We start from the raw sequence: 21261 nt of genomic DNA, 5'->3' as shown, positions 1-21261 counted from the left end.
CGACTCTCGCTCACGGCATGAAGGAAACACTGACGGGCGTGGGAATGTCGAGCGACTGCCCGGTGTCCGACAGTGTTCCAGAGTCGGGATCGATACTGAAGACGTTCACGCTGCCGCTTCGCTGGTTAGCCACCAGCAGCCATTTTCCCGACGGGTGGATCGCGAATCCCCACGGTCTTTCACCGCCCGAAGCCGTGCGCTGGACTAGCGAAAGCTCGCCCGTTTTGGCATTTACACGATAGACGACGAGCGAATTTTCTCCGCGATTCTCGGCGTAAATAAACCGTCCGTCCTGGCTCACCGCAATCGCGGCGCCGCTTTTCGCGCCCGAGAACGCTTCGCTTGTGATCGAGATCGACTGAACCAGCGTCAAGGTTCCTTGCGCTGCATCCCATCGAAGTACCAGGACCTGCGCGCTGAGTTCAGTAAGAAGGTAGACGAAGTGACCATCCGGGCCGAAGACAACATGGCGAGGTCCGCTGCCAGACGGCGCAATGAAGCACCGCGGCTCGCTCGAATCGCCTGGTAACAGCGCGTGTGTCGATCGATTGAAGCCATAAATAAAAACGCGGTCCGCGCCAAGATCCGGAACGAGCGCATAGTGTCCCGACGGATCGACGACTGCGCTGTGCGCATGCGCGCTCGCCTGTCGGCGGTTAGGTCCGGATCCCGTTTCCTTGACGGTCGATACAAGCGAAGCGACGTTCCCGTTATCCTCAACGCCAATGCTCGATATTGACCCGCTGCCGTAATTGGCGGCAAGCAGCGTCATCGAGGGGCGGTCGAGATAAAGGTTCGTGGTGCCATTCCCCCCCGTACCGACTTCGCCCAATTTGGCAAGCGCGCCGCTGGTCCGGTCCACCGAGAAGGCAGTGACGGTGCCTTCTCGGTTGTTGTCGTCGTCGACGGAATACAGGACCGGCAGCGTTGGATGCGCAGCAATCCAAGTAGATTTGAGGCCTTCAACCACCGGGCCAATCAATGTTGGCTTTCCTGTGGACGGATCGAAACGAAACGCGTGGATCTGGCGCGCCTGTGTACCGACATAGACGAGATCGGTTTGTGCTTTCTCGGGTGGCGTCGCGGCAAGTAGGGTCGGGCTGTAAGTTCCCGCCAACAAAGTCTGCGCGATTAGCATGGCAGCCATGCTGAAACGCTTGAGACCGCATTTTTTCACGAGCTGGGTCATGGGCCGGTAGGCTAAAAGCCAAATGATATTGTTTGAAGTGTCCGCCAACTGCTCCCACCGGTTGAACGGGCTGCAGCGCCGAGCGCAATCATTGCGTCCCATGCTGCTTGCCTTCGAATGGCTGGTCGGTCGCGACCCTGCTCTCAGGAGGCCACTTAAGCGAGCGGGATCGGTCAAGCGTAGTCGATCCACGGCTGAGTGTCCCTGCACCAAAGTCCGATTCGCCGGGACTTTTCGGGTGCGATTTGAAGGACCATTTTTCAGCTCTGCTCAGAAGGATTCTGCGCGGGCTTCCGGTAGGTGCTACCGACGACGCGATCAAGCTGCATGGCTTCTGCGTCAAGCCTGTCTTGCACTGTTGAAGCAAGGGTGTCGTGGAATGCTGGAACACCGTCGTGAGTCAGCAATGCAGAGCCAGTTACAATCGGAATGCCTGATCGAAACGTCGGAGAGACGGCGTATCGACTGGTGGTCAAGAAAATTCCCGTGGACGCCTTCTGGTCCGTGAGCCTCTAGGACGCACTGGGGTAATCTAAAACAACTCGCTGAAGGCGTACTCGATCAATGACGTTATCGTCAAAAAAAGGCGTTGACGGCCTGCTACGGAAGCTTGACCGGTAACCTGCCGCGATTATCGCTTTTCAACTTACTCAGCATGGAGTCACGCGATGCCCACGTTTCATATTGAACTCTTCGAAGGCCGCTCGCTGGAACAGAAACGCCAGTTCGTCGAAGCCATCACCAAGGCGACCTGCGACTCGCTCGGCGTCGAGCCGAACTCAGTGGACATCATCCTCACCGACGTCAAACGCGAAAATTGGGCAACCGGAGGGCGCTTGTGGTCCGACCCGGACGCGTGAGCGCTTTGCACCTGCGCGCCCCGAGCGCCCAGCCCCGGAGCCGAACCAATCGGCGCCTTTCATGTCCACGGCCCCGTCAAAACATTTTCTTCGTATCCGGCACCCGCGTGCGCCGGTGAATATAGATTGTGCGTTTCTTCAAAACACCGGGTGGCCGTTGATGATGCTCGGCAACCAGGTCGAGAATGCCGGAAAATACGTGACGATGTTGATCGCGCTGAAGATAGCCAGGTAATAAGGCCATGCCATCTTGGTTGTTTCACCGATCGACACATTGCCAATGGCACAACCGATAAACTGCACCGAACCAATCGGCGGGTGAACCAGACCCAAAGCGCAGTTCAGCAGGATCATGATGCCGAATTGCACAGGACCGACACCCGCATGCATCGCCATCGGCAGGAACAGTGGCGTGGTGATCAGAATGTGCGCCGCCATGTCCACGAACGTGCCGAGGAAAATCTGCAGCAAGTTGATGTACAACAGCATGAGCCATGGCATCGATGTCGCGCCGTCCAGCAAACGCTCGATTGCGTCGGGAATCTCCAGGTACGCCATCTGGTAGCGCAACATGTTCGAGACGCCGATCAGCAACAGCACCACACCGGTGGTCTTAGACGCCTTCGACAACGCGAAGAAGAGCTTCTTCATCGTCAACGTGCGATACACGACGATGGTCAGCACCAGCGAATACGCCACCGCAATGGCCGCCGCCTCCGTCGCCGTTGCGATACCCCTGGCCACGCAGACGAGAATGATTGCGATCACCATTAGCCCGGGCACCGCGCCGATGAACGTACGCGCCACCGCGAACCAGCCGGGGAAACGCGGCAGTTCGGTCGAGCCGTCGGGACGGCGCGGATAGCCATGGCGAACCGCTTGCCAGTAGGCTGCGAGAAGCACGAAACCCATCACCCACAGAACCGGCAGCAGCCCAGAAAATAAAAGGTCGCCGATCGACACGCCGCTCATCGTGTGACCATTCAGCGTGCCCGTGATGCCCTGCGCCGCGAACGCGTAGATGATCATGTTCGTCGACGTCGGCATCAGCGCACCGGCCAGCGACGAGTGCGTCGTCACGTTGACCGCATAGGCGGCGCTATAGCCTTCACGCTTCATCAGCGGAATGACGACGCCGCCCATTGCCGACGTATCAGCCGACGGTGAACCTGACACGCCGCCGAACAGCGTGCAGGCCACCACGTTGGCCATACCGAGGCCGCCCCGGAAATGCCCGACTGCCGCTTGAGCGAAACGCAGGATGCGGTCGGCGACACCACCGTGCAGCATCAGTTCGCCGGAAAAAATGAAGAACGGCACCGCGAGGAAAGAAAACCCGTTGATCCCGGAAATCATTGACTGCATGGCGGTCGCCGCCGGCAGACCTTCATACAGATACGTCAGGACGCACGCGAGTCCCAAACCGAACGAAACTGGAACCCCGAGAACGAGAAAGACCAGAAAACTAACAGAGAGGATGGCAAGTTCCATGATTGTTCTATTTATGTTTCTGTGCGAAAGGCGTCAGCAGATGCTCGATAGAAAACAGAGCAATGCAAACACTGGCGACAATCGGAATGCAATAACGCAGCGCCTCCGGCAGACCCAGAATCGGAATTCTGTCTCCCATCGTGGTTTCCGCCATCTGCAGACAGCCGAAGAACATGGCGACAGCCAGTGCGATCAGGCAGAGATGCTGGAACGCCTCCGCAACTCGTTTGGCTTTCGGCGGCAAATTTTTGGTGAGCGAATCGAGGCCGATGTGGCCGCCCTCACGCACTTTGAGCGCGGCGCCGAACATGGCGATGAGGATGACTAGCAACAGGGCGATAGGCTCGACGTAATCCGGTGCATCGTTGAACACATAGCGCTTCACGACGCTAAAGATGACCAGCAGGCACAGCACGGCAAGGCTCACCGACGCCAGCACCGCCAGCACGCGGAAAATAAAATCATTCTGGCGCTTCAAGAAGCTCATTGACCCATCCTTGCACACGACAAACTAATATCTTATTAGTCAGGAATTCTCATGCACCTCACCGATCATGAAGCCGGGCAGCCAGTAAAAACCGGCAGATGGGATCTGCACGGTTTTCACTGGCTGTGCGGCATTGCTACGGCTATTTGACTGCCTGAATTTCGTCGACGATCTGCTTCATTTGCGGCGTCTTTTCATACTTCGCCCAAACAGGTTGCATGGCCTTGACGAACGCCGCACGATCGACCTTCGAAGCGGGGACGATCGTCGCACCGCCCTTGGTGACCAGCTTGGCCGCTTCGTCTTCACGCGCGGTCCACAACTGCTGGTAATAAGGCACCGAGTTGGCTGCCGCCTTCTTGATGATGGATTGCTCTTGCGGCGTCAGCGTGTCCCAGACCTTCTTCGAGAACACCAGGACTTCCGGCGTCATCGAGTGTTGCGTTTCAGAATAAACCGGCGCGACTTCGTAGTGCTTGGTTTCGTCGTACGACGGCAGATTGTTTTCAGCACCATCCACCAGACCCGTCTTCAGACCCGTATAGACTTCGGCGAACGGCATCGGCGTCGGCGTGCCACCCATTGCCTTGATTTCGTCGACCATCAGTTCGGACGGCTGCACACGAACCTTGAGGCCCTTCATGTCTGCCGGCGTGTGGATTGCCTTCTTCGCGTACATGGAGCGCGCGCCGCTCTCGTAGAACGTCAGCGCAATCATGCCCTTCGCCGTGAAGGCGTCAAGAATCTTCTGGCCTTCCGGGCCGTACATCACCTTGCGGAAATGATCGACGTCGCGGAACAGGAACGGCAACGACGGAATCATCGATTCCGGCACGATTTCGTTGAACGCAGCGCCGTTGGCACGCGCCATGTCGAGCGCGCCGATGCGGACCTGGTCGATCGTGTCGTTTTCGGAACCCAGCGCGCTGTTACCGAATACCTTTATCGTATCCTTGCCACCCGTTGCCTTGCTGATCTCTTCACCCATGTGCTTCACGGCCATATTGGTCGGGAAGGTGTCGCCGTGCACGTCCGTCGAACGGAAGGTGCGCGCGTTCGCGGACACGGTGCTGAATGCCAGCACGGAAGCTGCAACAATCAGAGAAACGCGGGAGGAGGCAAACTTCTTTTTCATCGTGACATTCCTTGAAATTAGATCATCCAATCGATTGCGGATGCGACACGGTTTTCCTGCGTCTCCGGCTTCAAGCTTGGCGGTCCTCGCAGATCACCCGCACTTGACCGTGCTGGCCTGTTTTAATCCCCGGCACAGATGCTCAGCACGCCAGTCAGAAAAACGACTTCCGTTACTTCGACTGCCTCTGCATACCCGCGCGATGCGGTTCGCGCGAACCCGCTGCTCTGCCCGTCCAGCCGCCAGAGCGAACTGACTATGCAGAAAACATTTCCTTCAAACTCGTACGTTGTACGATGACGTACGAAACTTTATGCAACAGACTTATCGTTGTATAGCCGGTACTTACCCGTATCGACCCCGCTTTTCACGATCGCTTATATAAAGCAGGCGTTCTCTGTCCAGCCACCAGCCAAGTCGCGATGCCGAACTGAACGTCCGCCGGCACGATCATGACCGTTTGCCAGCAGAATGAACAAACGTAGCTTTTTTGCGATCATGTTGTACGACGAGCGATGAATTTATCGGCGAAATAAGGGCGCTGGGGCCTGACAATCCGGCGCCTTTCAACCGTGCTAATCGGCTGAGTTCGGCGGCGTATTCGGTTCCAGCAAACCGGTCATGTCGGGACGAACCGCGACCAGACGACCGCCGTGCTCGGTCATGCGCGCACCAGGACGGATCGACGTGATGAACAGCGCGGCGGACGGTCGAGGCCGATCAGCGGTCGCGGTTCTTGCAGGATTTTGGGTATGCGACGGGTCTGCGGGCGAGCGAGTCGGTCGGCGTTACGCTAAGTGACGTCCACACGGATGCGCAAGGCGATCGCTGGGTACACCTGGTCGGCAAGAGAAAACAGGCGGGCAAGGTGGTGCCTGCCTCCGCTTGCGCGATCCGCGCTCGACCGGTATTTGATCGAACGAGAACAGCCTATTTCGCCTGACGCTGGCAGCCGGCGATACCGCTCGTGTCCAGCCTGAGCGCGGATGACGCCTAGGCCCTCGGCACTGTGCGACTTTGGGCGATCTTGAAACGCTTTTTTCAAGACCACCGTCGATCTCATTGAGTCCGGCAACCCTGCGTTCGCCGCTAAACTTCGTCTGGCCGGGCCGCATTGGATGCGGCACACGCACGCAACCCACGCGTTGAAGCGCGACGCGCAGCTTACATCCGTGCGCGACAACTTGCGCCATGCGTCGATTTCGACCACTTTGTCTATTTGCATAGCGATGAAGTCGAACGCGTGCGCTAGTTTCGTGATGCGTCTAAGGCAAGCTGAGCCGTGAGGCGATGGGGACTGCCCGCTCTAATCGAACGAAGAAGCCCCTGCTGACTATTTTTGATGCGGCTCCTCCAACTCGCTTCACAGAATTGAGGAAGCCAGAAGCAAGATCGTTAGTTGCATGGAGCGCTACTTTCGGAAGGACAATGCGTTGTATAGGAAACGCATGACGGCGAGCACGTCTTTGCGGATCGCCACCTTCTCGTAGACAATGCGCCATTGGGCGTCAGCTGGGAGGGCGTCACGAAGCCAGACCGGTTTAGCTCACAAGAGAAACTCCATGGCGCATAGTCGGTCTCGCCGTCGCAGCGACTAATCAACACGGGATAGGAATGGCAACTTCCAACGAAAAATCTTCGGGACAAGCACGCTACGCGAGCTATCCCAGCCTCGTAGACCGGGTCGTGCTCATTACGGGCGGCGCGAGTGGCATTGGCGCTTCGTTCGTCGAGCACTTCGCCGCGCAAGGCGCACGTGTGGGCTTTCTCGACATCGACAAGAACGCGGGAACAGCTCTTGCCGAATCGCTCGATAACGCGCGCCATAAACCGATCTTCGTCGCCTGCGACGTCACCGACATTCCCGCGTTGCATGCGGCCATCGCCGAAGTGCGGGCAGCATTCGGACCGATCGAGGTGCTCGTGAACAACGCGGCGAACGATCGCCGCCACGCGCTCGCCGACGTTACGCCCGAGTCGTTCGATGCAGGAGTTGCCGTGAACATTCGGCATCACTTGTTCGCAGCGCAGGCCGTGGTCGACGATATGAAGGCCGCACGCGCCGGCTCGATCATTAATCTGGGCTCGCATTGCTGGATGCTCAAGAGCAGCCAGTTCCCGGTTTACGCAATGAGCAAGGCGGCAGTACAGGGCCTGACGCGCGGGTTCGCCAAGGACCTCGGCGCGTACGGGGTCCGCGTGAACACGCTCGTGCCGGGCTGGGTGCTGACTGAGAAGCAGCGCAACCTGTGGCTCACCGAAGAAGGCCGCGAAGAGATACGACGCGGCCAGTGCATCGACGAGGAAATGGAGCCCGGCGATCTCGCGCGCATGGCGCTCTTCCTCGCGGCCGACGACAGCCGCATGATCACGTCGGAGGATGTCATGGTGACGGGTGGCTGGTCGTAATAAGGCCGATTCTCACCCCCGGCGCTTTGGCCCATCGACGAGCGACGAGCGACGAGCGGTTGTAGTGGCGTGGCAACTTCCGAGGAAGGGTTGGCCGATGGCGGAAGCGCATTCGCGACCTCGCGCAAATGTCCACGATGTCACTCGTAACATCGACTGACCGATGATGGCGCATGCCCAAGGCGTCGATACAGGCGCGCCTAACGGATGCGACCCCGACCCGAACTTCCGTGCTCGACTCGTTGCCGCCACCCTGCCTCAGCGGATGAACGTCCGCTGTCCAGGCAAAACCGCACGGTCGTTTCAACGAAGCCTACGGTTGGGGCGCGTGATCAACCGACGTCAGCTCCGCAATCTCCAAATCCATCAACGCGGAACTCAAGGATTTGCCATGCGCGTCGAGCGCCAGTGAGCGTGTTACTCCGCCACCGAGTGCGTTGCCGAGCACGAAATTGAACGCGGCGAGACGTGGCAACTCATAGCGGACCACATCCCCGAGCACGACATCTCCCAAAAACGATTTGACGCGCTCGGCAGTCAACACGATACGCAGATGATCGTAGTGCCGTGCGTCATGGCAGATAACGGATATGTTCAACGTATTGCCTTTATCGCCGGTGCGCGAATGTGCAATTTCACGAAGTTTCATGTCAGGCGCCTACAAATGAGAATGCCGGATTCGCGTGCTCGCGCGGCAACAGCATCGACTGCACCGCGAGTACCTCGCGCGTCGACTTCGTAACCCCGCCGCCGCCCGCCGGCCCGTTCGTGTAAAGAGTCTCGACCTCGTTGCCGATCAGCACGGCCTGCGCCGCCGACGCCGTGCGCCCCGTGACGCGGGCGCGCACTTCGTATGGCTCTGCACCGCGCGCCCCCGCTGTTTCGCCGTGCAACGCGTTCACGCCGATCAGGTCGAAGCGCAATTCGCTCGTCTGCACGCCGGTCAACGCCAGTCGTTCACGAACGATATCGAGTGCGAGCCGAGCCCGCGCGACCGCGCCCGGGCCGCCGTACGAAATCTGCCCTTCGCCGATGAATCCGTCGACGTAGGCAACCGATACCTTGAGTGTGGCGGTGCGGGGCGTACCGCATCCACCTGTGACGCGCACCCGATCGGGCGAGTCTTCTGTCACGCATACCTGCGAGAAGTCTGCGACGACATCTGGTTGCAGATAACGCTGCGGATCGTGGATCTCGTACAGCAACTGTTCCTTGCATGTCCCTTCAGTCACGCGCCCGCCTGCTTGCGGCACCTTGGTGATGACAACGGAACCGTCGGCGGCGACCTCTCCAATCGGAAAGCCCAGACGCGCGAGATTCGGAACGTCCTTGAAACCCGGATCGGCGAAGTAACCGCCCGTGACTTGCCCCGCGCATTCCAGCAGATGCCCGACGACGGTCGCCTGTCCTAGCGTATTCCAGTCGTCCATGCTCCAGCCGAAAGCATGGATCAACGGCGCAGTGAAGAGCGATGGATCGGCGACGCGACCGGTCAACACGATCTGCGCACCCATCGCGAGCGCATCGGCAATGGCAGACGCCCCCAGATAAGCGTTCGCCGACACGATGCGGTCCTTGTACGATGCCACGCTGTCGCCCGATTCTTCGAAGCGGAAGTCGCCCTGCAGCACGACGTCGAGAACGTCATCGCCCGTGACGGCCGCGATCTTTACGTCCCCCAGGCCGAGCTCCCGTGCAATCTGCGCGGTCTTTTGCGCAGCTGCGAGCGGATTGGCCGCGCCCATGTTCGAGACGATCCGCACACCGTTACGCATCGCCGCCGGCAGTACTGCGTTCATCCGCGCTTCAAGCAACGGGTCGTAGCCCAGTTTCGGATCCTTGCGCCGCGCCTGCTGCGCGATAGCAATCGTTCGTTCAGCAAGACATTCGAAGACGAGATAATCGAGCGCGCCCTCTTCAGCGAGTTGAACAGCCGGTTCGATACGGTCGCCGGAATAACCGGCGCCCGCGCCGATCCGAACCCGGCGGCAATCTTGCGTGGCAGTCATGTTGATCGCACCCGTTCAGTAAAGCTCAAAGAGAGAAAATGCCAAGTGCAACGCACGCGATCGTCATGACGATCGAAGCGCCGAATAGCAAGGGGAACGTGAATTTCTGGTGATCGGCCAGATCGATGCCGCACAGGCCGACCACGAGGAAAGTCGCCGGCGTGAGTGGGCTGACCGGAAAGCCGGTGGTCATCTGCCCGAGCAGTGCGGCCTGCCCGACCTGCACCGCTGGCACACCTAGCCGGCCCGCCACTTCGGCGATCACCGGCAGCACGCCGAAATAGAACGAGTCAGGATCGAACACCATGCTGAGCGGCATAGACACCAGCCCGAGCGCGAAAGGGATGTGGCTCGCCATCGCAGGCGGCACGAAGCCGACCGCCACCTCCGCCATCGCTTTCAGCATCCCACTGCCTTGCATCACGCCAGTGAACACGCCGGCCGCGAGCAGGATACCGGCCATCATCAACGCAGCGCGTGCGTGAGCGTCGATTCGCTTGCGCTGCATGTCGACGCTCGGGTAGTTCACCATCAAAGCGACGCTCAGCCCGACCATGAACATGATGGCTGGCGGAATTTTCTCGCCCATTACGACCATCGTGCCGAGCACTACTAGCGTCAGCAAGATATTGAACCAAAAATTTTGCGGGCGTCGCAATGCTTGCTCCTCGGGCGTCAACTCGCGTTTGGGCATGGGTACTGACCCACGCGCGGCAGTCAAACCGAGCCGCTTTTCCTCACGCCGTCCGAGCCAGAACGCCACGCCGAACACGAACACAAAGCCAATGATCTGCACCGGGATAAGCGGATTGAACAGCGCCGAAATCGGCAGATGCAGCGACGCCGACGCGCGGATCATTGGCCCCGTCCACGGAAGAAAGTTGATGCCGGCGGCCATCGAAACGGCCGCTGCGAGGACCCGCCGGTCCATCTTCAGCCGGTCGTAGAGCGGAAGCATGGCCGGAATAGTGACCAGAAAGCAGACGGCGCCGGAGCCGTCGAGATGAATCAGCAAGGCGAGCAGTGTCGTGCCCAATACGATCCGCGTGGGCCGTACGCCGACCGCACGGAGGATACGGTCGATGATGGGGTCGAGCGTGCCCGCATCCGTGATCGTGCCGAAGTAGAGAATCGCGAACACAAACATCCCGACAACCGGCGCCAGGCTTTTGAGCCCGTCGATCACGAACTTGCTCGTCTGAAATCCGAATCCACCGATCAGCGACGCCGCAATCGGCACAATGATGAGCGCCACGAGCGGCGACATCCGTTTCGACAGGATCGCGCCTAGCAACACGGCGATGGTCGCCAGCCCCAGTAGTGGCAGCATGTCCTGGTCTCCAATGTTGTGTTTTAGTGAGGCCCAGCGTAAGTTCGATGCTGTAATAAAACAATTGAAATGATTTGATCGCAGCAATTACGAAACGTCATGGATCTGAATCTCCGGGATATTCGCGCTTTCATCGCCGTTGCGCAGACAGGCAGCTTCACGCGAGCCGCTGCCCGGCTGCACCTGTCGCAACCGGCGCTGACCGTGCAGATCCGCCGATTAGAAGAGACGGTCGTCGTACGGCTTTTCGATCGCAACAGCCGTAACGTTGCGCTGACGCCCGCCGGCCGCGAACTGCTGCCATTGCTGCAGAAGTCACTGCATGACATGGAGCATGTGCTGATCGACGCGCGTGCGCTCGGCGACGGGTCGAGCGGCGTGGTGCGGATCGCATGTCTGCCGACTTTCGCCGCCAGCGTGCTACCGGAGCTCGTACAACAGGTACGGAGCGTCGTGCCGCGCGCCGGGTTTTATGTGCGCGACGTCGTCGCGAGCATGGTGAACACACTGGTGCGTAACGGGGAAGTGGACATCGGCCTTACGGGTGGTGAAATCACCGACACGGCGTTCGAGATTTTGTACGCCGGTGTTGATCGTCTTGTCGCTGTTTTACCGGAATGGCATGCGCTTGCGGAACGCAAGCGCATCACGCTCGCTGACCTCGGAAACGTGCCGCTCGTCTTGACGGCTCCGGGCACGAGCGTGCGGGCGGTTGTCGATAATGCGTTCGCCAACGCCGGTTGCACGCCAGAGATTGCATGCGAACCGACCTACATGATGACGGCGGTCGCGATGGTGCGTGCAGGACTCGGCGTGACGATCTTGCCCGCATCGGCACGGGAGGTACGCGCGGAGCCGGAACTGCTTGTGCGCTCTGTCGACGATCATGCGTTTCTCCGCCCAATCGGTTTGATCAAGTTGCGCGGACGGACATTGCCTCCGGTCACCGAAACGTTCGTTGCAACGTTGATTGAAAACCTCGGCGAGCGTTCGTCGCTATAGAGACGCGTGCTTTCTACCGTCGGAAAACGTATGGGCGCGACGTGAGGAAAATTACGTCGATTTTTACACTAGAGAGCGGTTCTCTTTGCAGATCTGATGCTGTTAACGGCTGCTTCGGTCGGACATTCCGCCATTCGATCACGCAATGGACTGTCGCCTGTTGCTAAGGCAAGTGACCGCTCGCCGGCCAGGCGCGCAACTTCGGTTTGCTCCGCCATTTCAAGCGCGTCGTCAAGTCCTATCGAAGGGACCTGGCGGTCAACGATCCTCGAACGTCGGACGACATCTGCAGCATCGTCCGGATCCTCGGCCAATGACGCTGACGAGCCACTTTTCGCGCGAGATCAGCCTTTCAGCGGCATGCACCAGATCGCTTCGGCCGAAACTATTTGCCATGGCCGGCTGCCTGTTTCATCGAGCGCAAGCGGGGACGCGTGCCTTTGCTTCCTAACCACTTATCGTGAAAGCGGGATTCTCTCTCACGATCCTCAGCAAGAAATCCATGACCGCCCGTACGTGTGGCGACCGGCGGAGGTCCCGATGGACGGCCAGCCAAATATCTCGCGAAAACGGCTCGCCGTCGTATGCGACCCGTTGCAGCTTCGCATCGATATCTGCCAGAAAGTCTGGCAGGCCAGCCACGCCAGCACCTGCCCGAGTCGCTGCCAGATGACCGTTGATATCGTTGATTTCGCAAGCGATCGGTCTACCCCTTGCAACGCTCAGCAACCACTTTTGCTGTGGCATGTCCGCGAACCCGGCATCGTACGCGATGAACTCCCAAGCGGAGGGATTGTGCAGGTGCGGATAGTCGCGGCTGGCGTATAGGTCGAACGACATACGCCCTAGCTTGCGCGCGACGCTGGTCCCTTCCTCAGGCCGAACGAGTCTGAGAGCGACATCCGCCTCCCTTCGACTGAGGGAAATCTGCCGCGCTTCGGCCGAAACGGACAGCTGCACGCCGGGATGTTCGCGCCTGAAGTCCGCGAGATGCTTCGCCAGAAAATTGGCCACTAGCACCGGCGGCGCGCTCAGCGAGACCTTACCGCTCAGCGAAGACCGGCTGGCATCCAGAAAACGTTCAATCGCGTACGCGTCTTCTTCCATTCCCTGCGCTAGTTCGAACACACGCAGGCCAATCGGCGTGAGCTTGCAAGCCCTGGGAAGACGTTCGATCAACTGCGTCTTGATTTCGTCCTCCAGCGCGCTTAAGCGTCGGCTCACCGTCGCGTGATCGACTTTCAGACTGCGGGCGGCGCCGGACAACGTGCCGATGCGTGCGACGGCCAGAAAATGGCGAACGTTTTCCCAATCCAACATCTGTGCATTTCCTCAAGGATGGTGTGCGCTTATGCGGAATATTCGCACAAAGCCAATATCCCTAACATCGGAGCTACTCAGCCGATACGGTTTATTCCACATGAACATGCTCATGAGCCGCGATCAACGCGGAACTCTCGCCGCCGCAGGACTAGGCTTCGTCGTCGTTTTGCTCGATGTCAGCGTTGTCAACGTTGCGCTCGATGCCTTGCGAGTCCGCTTCGCCACCGACATGACCGGCCTGCAATGGGTTGTCAATGCGTACACGCTCGCGTTCGCGTCGTTGCTCCTCACGACGGGCGCTGCAGGCGACCGCTTCGGCGCAAAGCGAATCTTTACTATTGGATTTGTAGTCTTTACGCTGGCATCGATTGGGTGCGGAATTGCCGACTCATTACCCTTTCTTCTCGCCGCTCGCGTCGTGCAAGGCATTGGCGCGGCGCTGCTGGTGCCCAATTCACTCGCCATGTTGCGGCAGGCGTTTCCGGATACGCAGCAAAGAAGCCGCGCGGTGGGCTGGTGGGGCGCGGCAGGAGGAATTGCGCTTGCCGCTGGACCGGTTGTGGGCGGCCTCCTGGTAACACACGTGGGTTGGCGCAGCATTTTCCTGATTAACTTGCCGATCGGCGTCGCGGGCGTGGCCCTGACTCTCCGCCACGCTGCAGTCGCCGTATCCAGGCATAGTCGCAGCATCGACCTTCCGGGCCAACTGGCCGCTATTGTCGCGTTGGTAGCATTGACCGCGTGCCTTGCAGAAGCCGCCCGGCTCGGATGGCGTCACCCTTTGGTCTATGGTGCGCTGCTGCTTGCGGTCGTTGCCACCCTGGTTTTTCTCTGGATAGAATCACGAAGCACGGAGCCGATGCTTCCCTTGTCGCTGTTTCGAACGGCTACGTTCTCTGTGGCGTCAGTCGCTGGCGTGATCGTGAACTTTGCTTACTACGGTTTGATTTTTGTCTTCAGTCTCTACTTTCAAATAGAACAGAACCTATCAGCTCAACGGACCGGCCTCGCGTTTTTGCCCATGACCGTTGTTCTAATGGGCGTGAACATCCTGGCAGGCCGTCTGCTCAACCGGATAGGCGCGAAGAAACTCATGATTGCCGGCATGGTGATTGCCGCGTCGGGTTATCTGCTTCTCCTGCCGGTCAGCATAAACGGCTCGTACTGGATGCTGGTCGTGCCAATGCTGATTGCCGCAAGCGGCATTGCCGTCATGGTGCCAACCATGACAAACGTCACACTGTCATCCGTAGATGCCTCCCGCTCTGGCATCGCGTCGGGAATTCTCAACTCTGCGAGACAGGTCGGCGGCATGCTCGGGGTGGCGGTATTCGGGTTTTTTGTACGCGATACCCGTCCTGATGCATTTATGCAGGGTATGCATCTTTCCATCATGACCGCCACGACGCTCCTGCTATGCGGCAGCGTGATGTGCCTGTACGGGATTAAACGTCACGGCCCGGGCACCGAGGCGTCGAGAAGGATTGCTGCGATGGGCCCAGCGCAAAAATAGTTCGCTTCAGGCGCGCACCACGCACGTAGCCACGCTCGCGGAACCAGCCGCTTGCCGTAGTCATCGGATTGGGACGAGCGCCACGAAGATGCGGCGTTTCCCAGCCAATCGCTGCAATTGCGGACGTTATTCACCTCGCCGTAACAGCGACAGACATCGATTTCCTGCCCGATGTCTTGCTGGCCTTTTCTCGACCGGTAACCAAACTCTACGTGTTCGATATTTAAAAGCCGCTGCCCCGTGAGAGAGCCGATTGCCTGGAAGGTTTATGCGAGCGAATCGAACGCAGAACCGGCATGAGAAGGTGGGTCATAACTTTGAACGGCCGCTTGCTGAACGGAGAGGCCGTCGGAATGTCCTAGTTCGGCCTCGGATGAATGACACTTCGTAACTGGGTATCGCCCAATGTCGATCGACTCATGCCGATCACTCCCGAGCGTCGCACGGTCGAGCTTTAAGGGCGGCTAGCAGCATCGTGCGGTCATACCCACATTCGCTTTTCGTGACGGAGCGACCGTTTTTCGCCGCTCTCGTTCACCCAAGCGCTAAGGCAACATGCTCAGGCGGAGACCTGCGGGTGATCGAACACTAACCCTTTCTTGGATCGGTCGCGACGAGTGCGCCCTCGGCTCAGGAATCACTCGTTAGCCTTGGAAGTCGGTATCCGCCCCTCCGAATCAACGCGTTTAGGTAAGCCAATTAGCCTCTTGACAGCCCGCCAACAGCAACTGACCAATTGATGCATCATGGCCGAGGTACGTTAAGTGGCAAGCGACTGTTGAAGGCCCTAGTTCGACGTTGCCCCCGAACAGCGCGAACCCATGCGCACCACTCCCGCGAATGTTAGACGAAAGCGAAATTCAGTGCGCGGTTTCTCCGGCGCGTGGGCGTGGATTTGCTCGCACGAATGGATCGGATAGGTCTGCGCGGACAGACTTACCGCCCCATGTTTGTTGAGTAATCATAGGGTATACGATCTTTGCGTATATAACCGCATCCACCATATTTTCATTCGGTGTCCGACCGATTCCCGGCGCGACCAACGACGAGTCTGGAGAGCAAGAATGCGAGACCGTTCACTTCCGAAGCTGCTTGCTTGCGCCGTCGCGCCGCTATTCGCGATAGTGACGATGCTGGCTGCGTCCACTTCGTTCGCGTACGACCGAGGAGATCGCGATCCCAGCGGCGGCTGGCTGTCGACATGGACCGCAAGCGCCGACCGCAACAACAACATCACGACGCCACAGAGCTTCAGCGCCGCGACGACCATCCGGCAGATCGTGCATACAAGCGTCGGCGGAAACCAGGTGCGCGTGCGGCTCACGAATGAATTCGGTCAGTCACCGGTGACAGTGGGTCCCGTGCACATCGCGGTATCGGCCGGTGGGACGAAAATTTATCCGAACACAGACAGGACGCTGACCTTCGGGGGCAAGACTTCGGTCACGCTATACGCGGGGGCGCCAATACTCAGTGACCCTCTGGATATCACCGTGGGGCCGTTCGCCAATCTCGCAATCAGCCTATTCCTCCCACAGGCGACCAAGCTCGAAACCGTACACCAGCTTGCGGTGCAGAACGCCTACGTATCGAGCGGCGACAACACCGCCGCGCCCGACCAGCCCTCGCCCAAGGCTTACACGAACCGCTTCTATCTGTCGGGCGTGCTCGTGGATACGCGGGGGCATACGGACGCCATCGTCGCGTTCGGCGATTCCATCACGGACGGCTACGCATCGACCGTCGATGCCAATCACCGCTGGCCGGACAATCTCTCACAGCGGCTCAACACCGGGCGGTCGCGCCACGGCACGGCCATACTCAACGAAGCAATCAGCGGAAATCGCGTGCTGAGCGATGGTGCGGGCGTCAGCGCGCTCGCACGCTATGACCGCGACGTGCTGAGCCAGCAAGGGGTGAAGTGGGTGATCATGCTGGAAGGCATCAACGATATCGGCTGGCCGGGCACGGCGCTCGATCCATCGGCGCCGGCGGCCACCGCGGAGGACATCATCGATGGCTACAAGCAGATCATTGCGCGAACGCATCTGCGCGGTATTCGTATCATGGGCGGCACCCTCACGCCGTTCCGCAATGCGCTGCAGGGCACACCGAACGAAGGGTACTACACGGCTCAAAAGGAATCCGTGCGGCAGGCGGTCAATAACTGGATTCGCAGTAGCCGCGAATTCGATGCCATCGTCGATTTCGATGCCGTGGTTCGCGATCCCGCGCATCCGACGTCGCTGCAGACCCAGTACGATAGCGGCGATCATCTCCATCCGAACGACGCAGGGTATGTTGCGATGGCCAATGCAATCGACCTGCCGATCTTGCGCTCGTGGGACAGGGACAACGACGGGCGTTGATCTGGCGCCGCATCGCGTTCAATGACGAAAAGGCCGCGCGAAATGCGCGGCCTTTGTCTGTTCGATGACAAACTTCTTGTATCGGCGACGGCATTTACGCTCGATAGCTGTCAGTAGCCGTCCGTCCATCTGTCGGCTTCAAACCCGAAAACGGTTGCGGACAATTTCAATGTTGGTGGGGCGGAGCGCGGAACCTCTCGCGATCCTCGAAGCGTATCTGGCGGACGACGCCGAAGCGTCTCGCGCCACCGTCCGCGCGCATCTGCAAAACCTCCGCCGGTACGTGCTGGACCGGCTAAGCGAAGGTACCTACAGCTAGCCGAGCAGATCGCTCAGCGCCAGCGCGACGGTCTTGGTCGCGATGCGCAGATCCTCCAGCGCAACGCGTTCGTCCGCGCGATGTCCGTTGGCCTCGAGCAGCGTGCGCGGCCCGGCGCCGTAGATCACGGTCGGCACGCCCGCCTCGCAATAGAGCCGGGCATCGGTATAGAGCGGCACGCCTTCGGTCGGAATGTCCTGCTGCAAAGTCACCTTGGCCGCGCGCTGCAACGCCGACGACAAACGCTCCGCACCTTCTATCGCGCGCAACGGCGACGTCACCAGCACCTCGCGCACATCGACGTTGATCCCCGGCAAGTCCTTGACCGACGCCACGATCAGCGCCTTCAGTTGCGCCAACACAGTCTGCGGATCTTCCTCCGGCACCACGCGACGGTCGAGCCGCAGCGCCACCTTGTCGGGCACGACATTCGTATTGATCCCGCCTTCGATCAGCCCCACGACGAGCGTCGGGTGATCGATGCCGGGCGTCGCCGAGCGAATCTGGCGCAGCGCCTCGCGATGGCCGTACAACGCATTGAGCACGTCGGTCGCCGCTTCGAGCGCATCGTGACCCGTGTCCGGCCGCGCCGCGTGCGCGGACTTACCGCGCACGGTCACTTCAAGATGAATCGCACCGTTGTGAGCCGTGGTGATCGAATACGAAAAGCCCGCGCAAATCGCGTAATCCGGCTTCACGATGCCTTGCTTGAGCAACCACGCCGGTCCGATCAGACCACCGCTTTCCTCGTCGTAGGTCAGGTGCAATTCGACCGTGCCGGCGAGCGGCGCCTGGCTGTCGATCAGCGCTTTCAGCGCAAACGCATAGGTCGCGAAATCGGATTTCGACACCGCCGCGCCGCGTCCGAACATCCAGCCATCGCGGATTTCCGCGCCATACGGATCCGCCGACCAGCCGTCGCCCGGCGGCACGACATCGCCATGCGCGTTGAGCGCGATGACCGGTCCATCGCCGAAGCGATGCCGGATCACCAGATTGGTCGCGCTGATCATGCCTGCGGCGGCCACGTCGTGCGCGGGTACGACATGCCGCTCGACCGTAAAGCCGAGCGCTTCGAGCGCGCGCGCCGTCATTTCCGCGTGATCGCTGCAATCGCCGGGCGGATTGTCCGACGGTTTCCGCACGAGGGCCGCGAGAAACTCGACTTCGGCATCGAAGCGCCGATCGACTGCATCGAAGAGCGTCGTGGGTGAAATGTTCTGGGTCATGTCAGAAAGCCTGCAATTGTTATAAATGTGAAATCGCTATTTCAGCGCGCTGGGACCGCGTGCGGAAGCATTCAATGTCGCAGGATCTTGCCGGCAAATTCGCGGGTGCGCGCTTCCTGCGGCGCGTCGGAAACCTGCTGCGGCGTGCCCGTCTCGACGACGTGGCCGCCCGCCATGAATACGACCTTCGACGACACCTCCCGCACGAAACTCATCTCGTGCGACACGATGAACATCGTAATGCCATCGGACGCCAGTTCGCGAATCGTATCGAGCACTTCGTTCACGAGTTCCGGATCGAGCGCGGCGGTGACTTCACTGTGCTCTTGCCCGAACCCGACGGACCGATGAGACTCACGATCTCGCCCTTCTCCACCGTGAGATTGATGCGCTCCAGCAAGGTATGCGGCCCATACGACGCCTTCAGGTCAACGATTTCGAGTTGCGGCAAGTTTCTTCTCCATGCGCTTACCGAAGCGCGACAGCGGATACGACATCGAAAAATACAGCAACAGGACCGCCCCGTACACGAGCCATGCGGAAAAGCCCTCGTTACTGAGCACTTTCCCGGCGGACGTCAGTTCCATCACGCCGATCTGCGACGCGAGCGCAGTGTCTTTGATGAACATCACGAAGAAGCCGAAGGTCGGCGGAACGATCACGTAGTGCAGCGTTTCCAGGTAGCTGAAGTTGAGCGTGTGCGCCGCTTCCCACTGGTTGACGCGATCGCGCGGCTTGTTCCCGAAGAAGGGCACGCTCGGTATCGGCAGCGACGCGGACATCGTCCCGTTCGATCCCGACGAGTCGCACACCATCACCGCCGAGACGCAGCACAGCGATTGCGATGTCACGCTGTTCGAAGGCCATCAGGTAACGGGTCGCGTGAAGAAAGTGCTGCTGCGTAACGAACTGCTGATCGACGATGGTGAATGGGTTGGTGGCACCGGCCAGGCCAGTTCGTCGCGCGCGGCGAGTTGGGCGCGCACGGGTAGCCCGATCGTGTCGATCTACGACTTCCAATTCGCGAGTTGCGGCGCGTTCGAACAGATGCGAAGCGTCGCCTTGCGCGACGAGCCGTCGATGTGCCCTCGCTGCGGCGCTCCTGCGCCGCGCGTCAAAAACGGTATGCCGACGCTGTTGACGCAACGCGAGCACGCCGAACCTGCGGACGACGTCGCCTATCTTGCGCGGCATCGCGTGAAATGCTTCTGCTGCGATTGAGCATCGGAATGGGTTGTTATTGGATACCAATCGCCCGGCGCGCGGTGCAGCCGATACAAAATAGTTTGCCTTGGGGCTAAATTCCGCCCGATTTCGTCCGATGACCAGTTATATCGCGGTTATCCCAGTCGCGATCGACAGCGCCAAAAGCGCTTAACCGGTCAGAGGAAATCATGGATGTAAGTCAGATGGCTGCACAATGCAGAGACCTGCAGGCGCGAGCGGCGGCAGCGGAAATGTCCCGGCGCGATGCGGAAACAGCCGCATCGCTTCGCGCCGAAGCGGTTGGCATTGAAAAGCAACTCAAGGCCGCCGGTTACGATTTGCACTCGCTTGTGGTGCTGTAAGCGTTGCGCGGGCGAGCGTTCTATCCACGTCCTCCTGCTGCTTCCAACCGGTCAATGCGATTGACGTGATTCCGGGCGCGACCGATTCTGTCCCGGTCTAAACGAATCCATCGTTCATCTACCGCTTCGTCAGGGAATCGAGACGTAATGACCGAGCACGCCGAAAGCGCTCGGAGCGGTGAAGCGAATTCCGACCGGGACCGCTTCTCGCCTACGTCAAGCTGGTGCAACAGTTCTATGTGAGCGCAGCTCGCCAAAAAGTAGCTCAGTTCTGGATGTTCGCTTCGCAATCTTCCCAGTAACGCAGCGGATTTCGATGTTGCGGGTAGCGCACGTTGAGCCACGTCGACAGCCGGCTCCAATCTGGGTGGTTGGTCCCCGTTTCCGCAGACCAGATCGACGATCTCTCAAGGACTTGCCCATTCCCGCGATCACGGACAAGCAAACTGCCCAGTCCGCTCGAACTGTTCGCCTGTGACTCGACCAGATACCGGGGCAGAATCCGCATCTCAGCATCCTCGGCCCATCCATAAACGGCGCGGACCACGCCGGACGGATCTCGTAACTCGATGGGGCCGCTTTCCGGGCGGACGGCTGTCCATCCTTCAGGAAACTCAGCGACAACCCCGCTAGCGGTCTCCCTCACCCACTTCACGCGCCACGCCCGCGCCATCTCCTCGCGGAGGCGAGGCACCGACTCGTAGCCATCGGGCAACTCGATCCCGACAGGAAGCGTGATGAGACTGTCTTTCCAGAGCTTGGCTTTGTCGTCCGTGCGCGCGGTCACGTCAAACACCGCGTCTCCGAACGGGTTTTCGGGCCGGCTCGATGCTTTCGCGTTTCCGGCAGGCAGGCCCTCGAAAAGCCGCTCGGCATCATGGCGGGTAAGTTTTGCCTTTCCTTTCTTCATTGATGTTCTCTGCAGCAAGGTGGTCACGCGAAATACCCGGGCTCATCACTACCGGAGCCGGGGATTGCATTCTCTCACGTGCGTCGGTTGGCTCAATAGCACCTGCTCCACTGGTGCG

18 protein-coding genes and 2 pseudogenes are annotated in these 21261 nt (G+C 59.7%); 7 read left to right on the top strand and 13 right to left on the bottom strand.

Translation table 11 applies throughout. The annotated features are described in order from the left end of the window. Positions 1 to 10: 10 nt before the first annotated feature. Complete coding sequence (locus AC3D25_RS18215) at positions 11 to 1291, bottom strand: lactonase family protein (protein ID WP_488889868.1); 1281 nt, start codon at positions 1289 to 1291, stop codon at positions 11 to 13. A 566-nt stretch (positions 1292 to 1857) separates the two neighbouring features. Here AC3D25_RS18215 and AC3D25_RS18210 point away from each other — a divergent pair. Then, complete coding sequence (locus AC3D25_RS18210) at positions 1858 to 2049, top strand: 4-oxalocrotonate tautomerase (protein WP_488889867.1); 192 nt, start codon at positions 1858 to 1860, stop codon at positions 2047 to 2049. Positions 2050 to 2187: 138 nt separating this feature from the next. Here the strand turns inward: AC3D25_RS18210 and AC3D25_RS18205 are convergent, their stop codons facing one another. The 3 genes from AC3D25_RS18205 to AC3D25_RS18195 all read right to left on the bottom strand — a co-directional run bounded on the left by AC3D25_RS18205 (position 2188) and on the right by AC3D25_RS18195 (position 5162). Continuing rightward, positions 2188 to 3540 (bottom strand): TRAP transporter large permease, encoded by a 1353-nt coding sequence (locus tag AC3D25_RS18205; RefSeq protein WP_488889866.1) that lies wholly within the window; start codon positions 3538 to 3540, stop codon positions 2188 to 2190. Positions 3541 to 3547: 7 nt separating this feature from the next. Further along, positions 3548 to 4027 (bottom strand): TRAP transporter small permease, encoded by a 480-nt coding sequence (locus AC3D25_RS18200; protein ID WP_488889865.1) that lies wholly within the window; start codon positions 4025 to 4027, stop codon positions 3548 to 3550. Positions 4028 to 4169: 142 nt separating this feature from the next. Continuing rightward, on the bottom strand, positions 4170 to 5162 hold the full coding sequence (locus AC3D25_RS18195) for a TRAP transporter substrate-binding protein (RefSeq protein ID WP_488889864.1): 993 nt from the start codon (positions 5160 to 5162) through the stop codon (positions 4170 to 4172). 706 nt (positions 5163 to 5868) lie between these two features. Between AC3D25_RS18195 and AC3D25_RS18190 the strand changes: the two are divergent. Both AC3D25_RS18190 and AC3D25_RS18185 read left to right on the top strand, forming a co-directional pair. Further along, positions 5869 to 6414 (top strand): annotated as a pseudogene (locus AC3D25_RS18190) (tyrosine-type recombinase/integrase); the annotation flags it as partial. A gap of 362 nt (positions 6415 to 6776) precedes the next feature. Next, entirely contained in the window at positions 6777 to 7571 is a 795-nt protein-coding gene (locus tag AC3D25_RS18185) for an SDR family NAD(P)-dependent oxidoreductase (protein WP_488889863.1), read from the top strand. Between the two features lie 313 nt (positions 7572 to 7884). Here the strand turns inward: AC3D25_RS18185 and AC3D25_RS18180 are convergent, their stop codons facing one another. Genes AC3D25_RS18180 through AC3D25_RS18170 form a run of 3 tightly spaced genes read right to left on the bottom strand, consistent with a single transcriptional unit; the run spans position 7885 to position 10910 of the window. Then, positions 7885 to 8220: an AtuA-related protein gene (locus AC3D25_RS18180; RefSeq protein WP_488889862.1), complete on the bottom strand. Its 336-nt coding sequence runs from the start codon at positions 8218 to 8220 to the stop codon at positions 7885 to 7887. Between the two features lies 1 nt (position 8221). Beyond that, entirely contained in the window at positions 8222 to 9580 is a 1359-nt protein-coding gene (locus AC3D25_RS18175) for an acyclic terpene utilization AtuA family protein (RefSeq protein WP_488889861.1), read from the bottom strand. Between the two features lie 25 nt (positions 9581 to 9605). Further along, entirely contained in the window at positions 9606 to 10910 is a 1305-nt protein-coding gene (locus tag AC3D25_RS18170) for a CitMHS family transporter (RefSeq protein WP_488889860.1), read from the bottom strand. A 99-nt stretch (positions 10911 to 11009) separates the two neighbouring features. Here AC3D25_RS18170 and AC3D25_RS18165 point away from each other — a divergent pair, with 99 nt between their 5' ends. Further along, complete coding sequence (locus AC3D25_RS18165; RefSeq protein WP_488889859.1) at positions 11010 to 11912, top strand: LysR family transcriptional regulator; 903 nt, start codon at positions 11010 to 11012, stop codon at positions 11910 to 11912. 447 nt (positions 11913 to 12359) lie between these two features. Here AC3D25_RS18165 and AC3D25_RS18160 read toward each other — a convergent pair whose 3' ends face one another. Further along, positions 12360 to 13232, bottom strand: a complete 873-nt coding sequence (locus tag AC3D25_RS18160) for a LysR family transcriptional regulator (protein ID WP_488889858.1) — start codon at positions 13230 to 13232, stop codon at positions 12360 to 12362. 100 nt (positions 13233 to 13332) lie between these two features. On the opposite strand from AC3D25_RS18160, the gene AC3D25_RS18155 reads away from it, so the two are divergent. Together AC3D25_RS18155 and AC3D25_RS18150 are read left to right on the top strand one after the other, a co-directional pair. Further along, on the top strand, positions 13333 to 14748 hold the full coding sequence (locus AC3D25_RS18155) for an MFS transporter (protein WP_488889857.1): 1416 nt from the start codon (positions 13333 to 13335) through the stop codon (positions 14746 to 14748). A 1064-nt stretch (positions 14749 to 15812) separates the two neighbouring features. Beyond that, complete coding sequence (locus AC3D25_RS18150) at positions 15813 to 17117, top strand: SGNH/GDSL hydrolase family protein (protein ID WP_488889856.1); 1305 nt, start codon at positions 15813 to 15815, stop codon at positions 17115 to 17117. Between the two features lie 315 nt (positions 17118 to 17432). Here AC3D25_RS18150 and AC3D25_RS18145 read toward each other — a convergent pair whose 3' ends face one another. From AC3D25_RS18145 to AC3D25_RS18135, 3 genes and pseudogenes are all read right to left on the bottom strand, one after another. Next, positions 17433 to 18665, bottom strand: a complete 1233-nt coding sequence (locus AC3D25_RS18145; protein WP_488889855.1) for an ArgE/DapE family deacylase — start codon at positions 18663 to 18665, stop codon at positions 17433 to 17435. A 71-nt stretch (positions 18666 to 18736) separates the two neighbouring features. Then, a pseudogene (locus AC3D25_RS18140) lies at positions 18737 to 19116 on the bottom strand (ATP-binding cassette domain-containing protein). Continuing rightward, positions 19094 to 19420, bottom strand: coding sequence for a hypothetical protein (locus tag AC3D25_RS18135; RefSeq protein ID WP_488889854.1), 327 nt, complete (start codon positions 19418 to 19420; stop codon positions 19094 to 19096). Before AC3D25_RS18135 ends, AC3D25_RS18140 begins: the two are co-directional and overlap by 23 nt. Here AC3D25_RS18135 and AC3D25_RS18130 point away from each other — a divergent pair. Continuing rightward, the gene (locus AC3D25_RS18130; RefSeq protein WP_488889853.1) at positions 19401 to 19886 is read left to right on the top strand and encodes a zinc ribbon domain-containing protein; all 486 of its coding nucleotides are present in this window, start codon (positions 19401 to 19403) and stop codon (positions 19884 to 19886) included. The genes AC3D25_RS18135 and AC3D25_RS18130 overlap by 20 nt on opposite strands. Before the next feature lie 161 nt (positions 19887 to 20047). Here AC3D25_RS18130 and AC3D25_RS18125 read toward each other — a convergent pair whose 3' ends face one another. Next, positions 20048 to 20215 (bottom strand): hypothetical protein, encoded by a 168-nt coding sequence (locus AC3D25_RS18125; protein WP_488889852.1) that lies wholly within the window; start codon positions 20213 to 20215, stop codon positions 20048 to 20050. Positions 20216 to 20498: 283 nt separating this feature from the next. Then, entirely contained in the window at positions 20499 to 21143 is a 645-nt protein-coding gene (locus AC3D25_RS18120) for a hypothetical protein (RefSeq protein WP_488889851.1), read from the bottom strand. Between the last annotated feature and the right edge of the window lie 118 nt (positions 21144 to 21261).

It is taken from the genome of Caballeronia sp. SL1002 (assembly GCF_057814995.1).
This window is presented reverse-complemented; position numbering and strand designations above follow the sequence as displayed.

What these genes read in the sequence shown, in the direction of transcription:
- AC3D25_RS18180 (WP_488889862.1), bottom strand. Translation starts at nt 8,220, where the DNA reads ATGAAACTTCGTGAAATTGCACATTCGCGCACCGGCGATAAAGGCAAT.
- AC3D25_RS18145 (WP_488889855.1), bottom strand. Translation starts at nt 18,665, where the DNA reads ATGACCCAGAACATTTCACCCACGACGCTCTTCGATGCAGTCGATCGG.
- AC3D25_RS18175 (WP_488889861.1), bottom strand. Translation starts at nt 9,580, where the DNA reads ATGACTGCCACGCAAGATTGCCGCCGGGTTCGGATCGGCGCGGGCGCC.
- AC3D25_RS18195 (WP_488889864.1), bottom strand. Translation starts at nt 5,162, where the DNA reads ATGAAAAAGAAGTTTGCCTCCTCCCGCGTTTCTCTGATTGTTGCAGCT.
- AC3D25_RS18210 (WP_488889867.1), top strand. Translation starts at nt 1,858, where the DNA reads ATGCCCACGTTTCATATTGAACTCTTCGAAGGCCGCTCGCTGGAACAG.
- AC3D25_RS18165 (WP_488889859.1), top strand. Translation starts at nt 11,010, where the DNA reads ATGGATCTGAATCTCCGGGATATTCGCGCTTTCATCGCCGTTGCGCAG.
- AC3D25_RS18155 (WP_488889857.1), top strand. Translation starts at nt 13,333, where the DNA reads ATGAACATGCTCATGAGCCGCGATCAACGCGGAACTCTCGCCGCCGCA.
- AC3D25_RS18185 (WP_488889863.1), top strand. Translation starts at nt 6,777, where the DNA reads ATGGCAACTTCCAACGAAAAATCTTCGGGACAAGCACGCTACGCGAGC.
- AC3D25_RS18160 (WP_488889858.1), bottom strand. Translation starts at nt 13,232, where the DNA reads ATGTTGGATTGGGAAAACGTTCGCCATTTTCTGGCCGTCGCACGCATC.
- AC3D25_RS18205 (WP_488889866.1), bottom strand. Translation starts at nt 3,540, where the DNA reads ATGGAACTTGCCATCCTCTCTGTTAGTTTTCTGGTCTTTCTCGTTCTC.
- AC3D25_RS18120 (WP_488889851.1), bottom strand. Translation starts at nt 21,143, where the DNA reads ATGAAGAAAGGAAAGGCAAAACTTACCCGCCATGATGCCGAGCGGCTT.
- AC3D25_RS18150 (WP_488889856.1), top strand. Translation starts at nt 15,813, where the DNA reads ATGCGAGACCGTTCACTTCCGAAGCTGCTTGCTTGCGCCGTCGCGCCG.
- AC3D25_RS18215 (WP_488889868.1), bottom strand. Translation starts at nt 1,291, where the DNA reads ATGGGACGCAATGATTGCGCTCGGCGCTGCAGCCCGTTCAACCGGTGG.
- AC3D25_RS18200 (WP_488889865.1), bottom strand. Translation starts at nt 4,027, where the DNA reads ATGAGCTTCTTGAAGCGCCAGAATGATTTTATTTTCCGCGTGCTGGCG.
- AC3D25_RS18170 (WP_488889860.1), bottom strand. Translation starts at nt 10,910, where the DNA reads ATGCTGCCACTACTGGGGCTGGCGACCATCGCCGTGTTGCTAGGCGCG.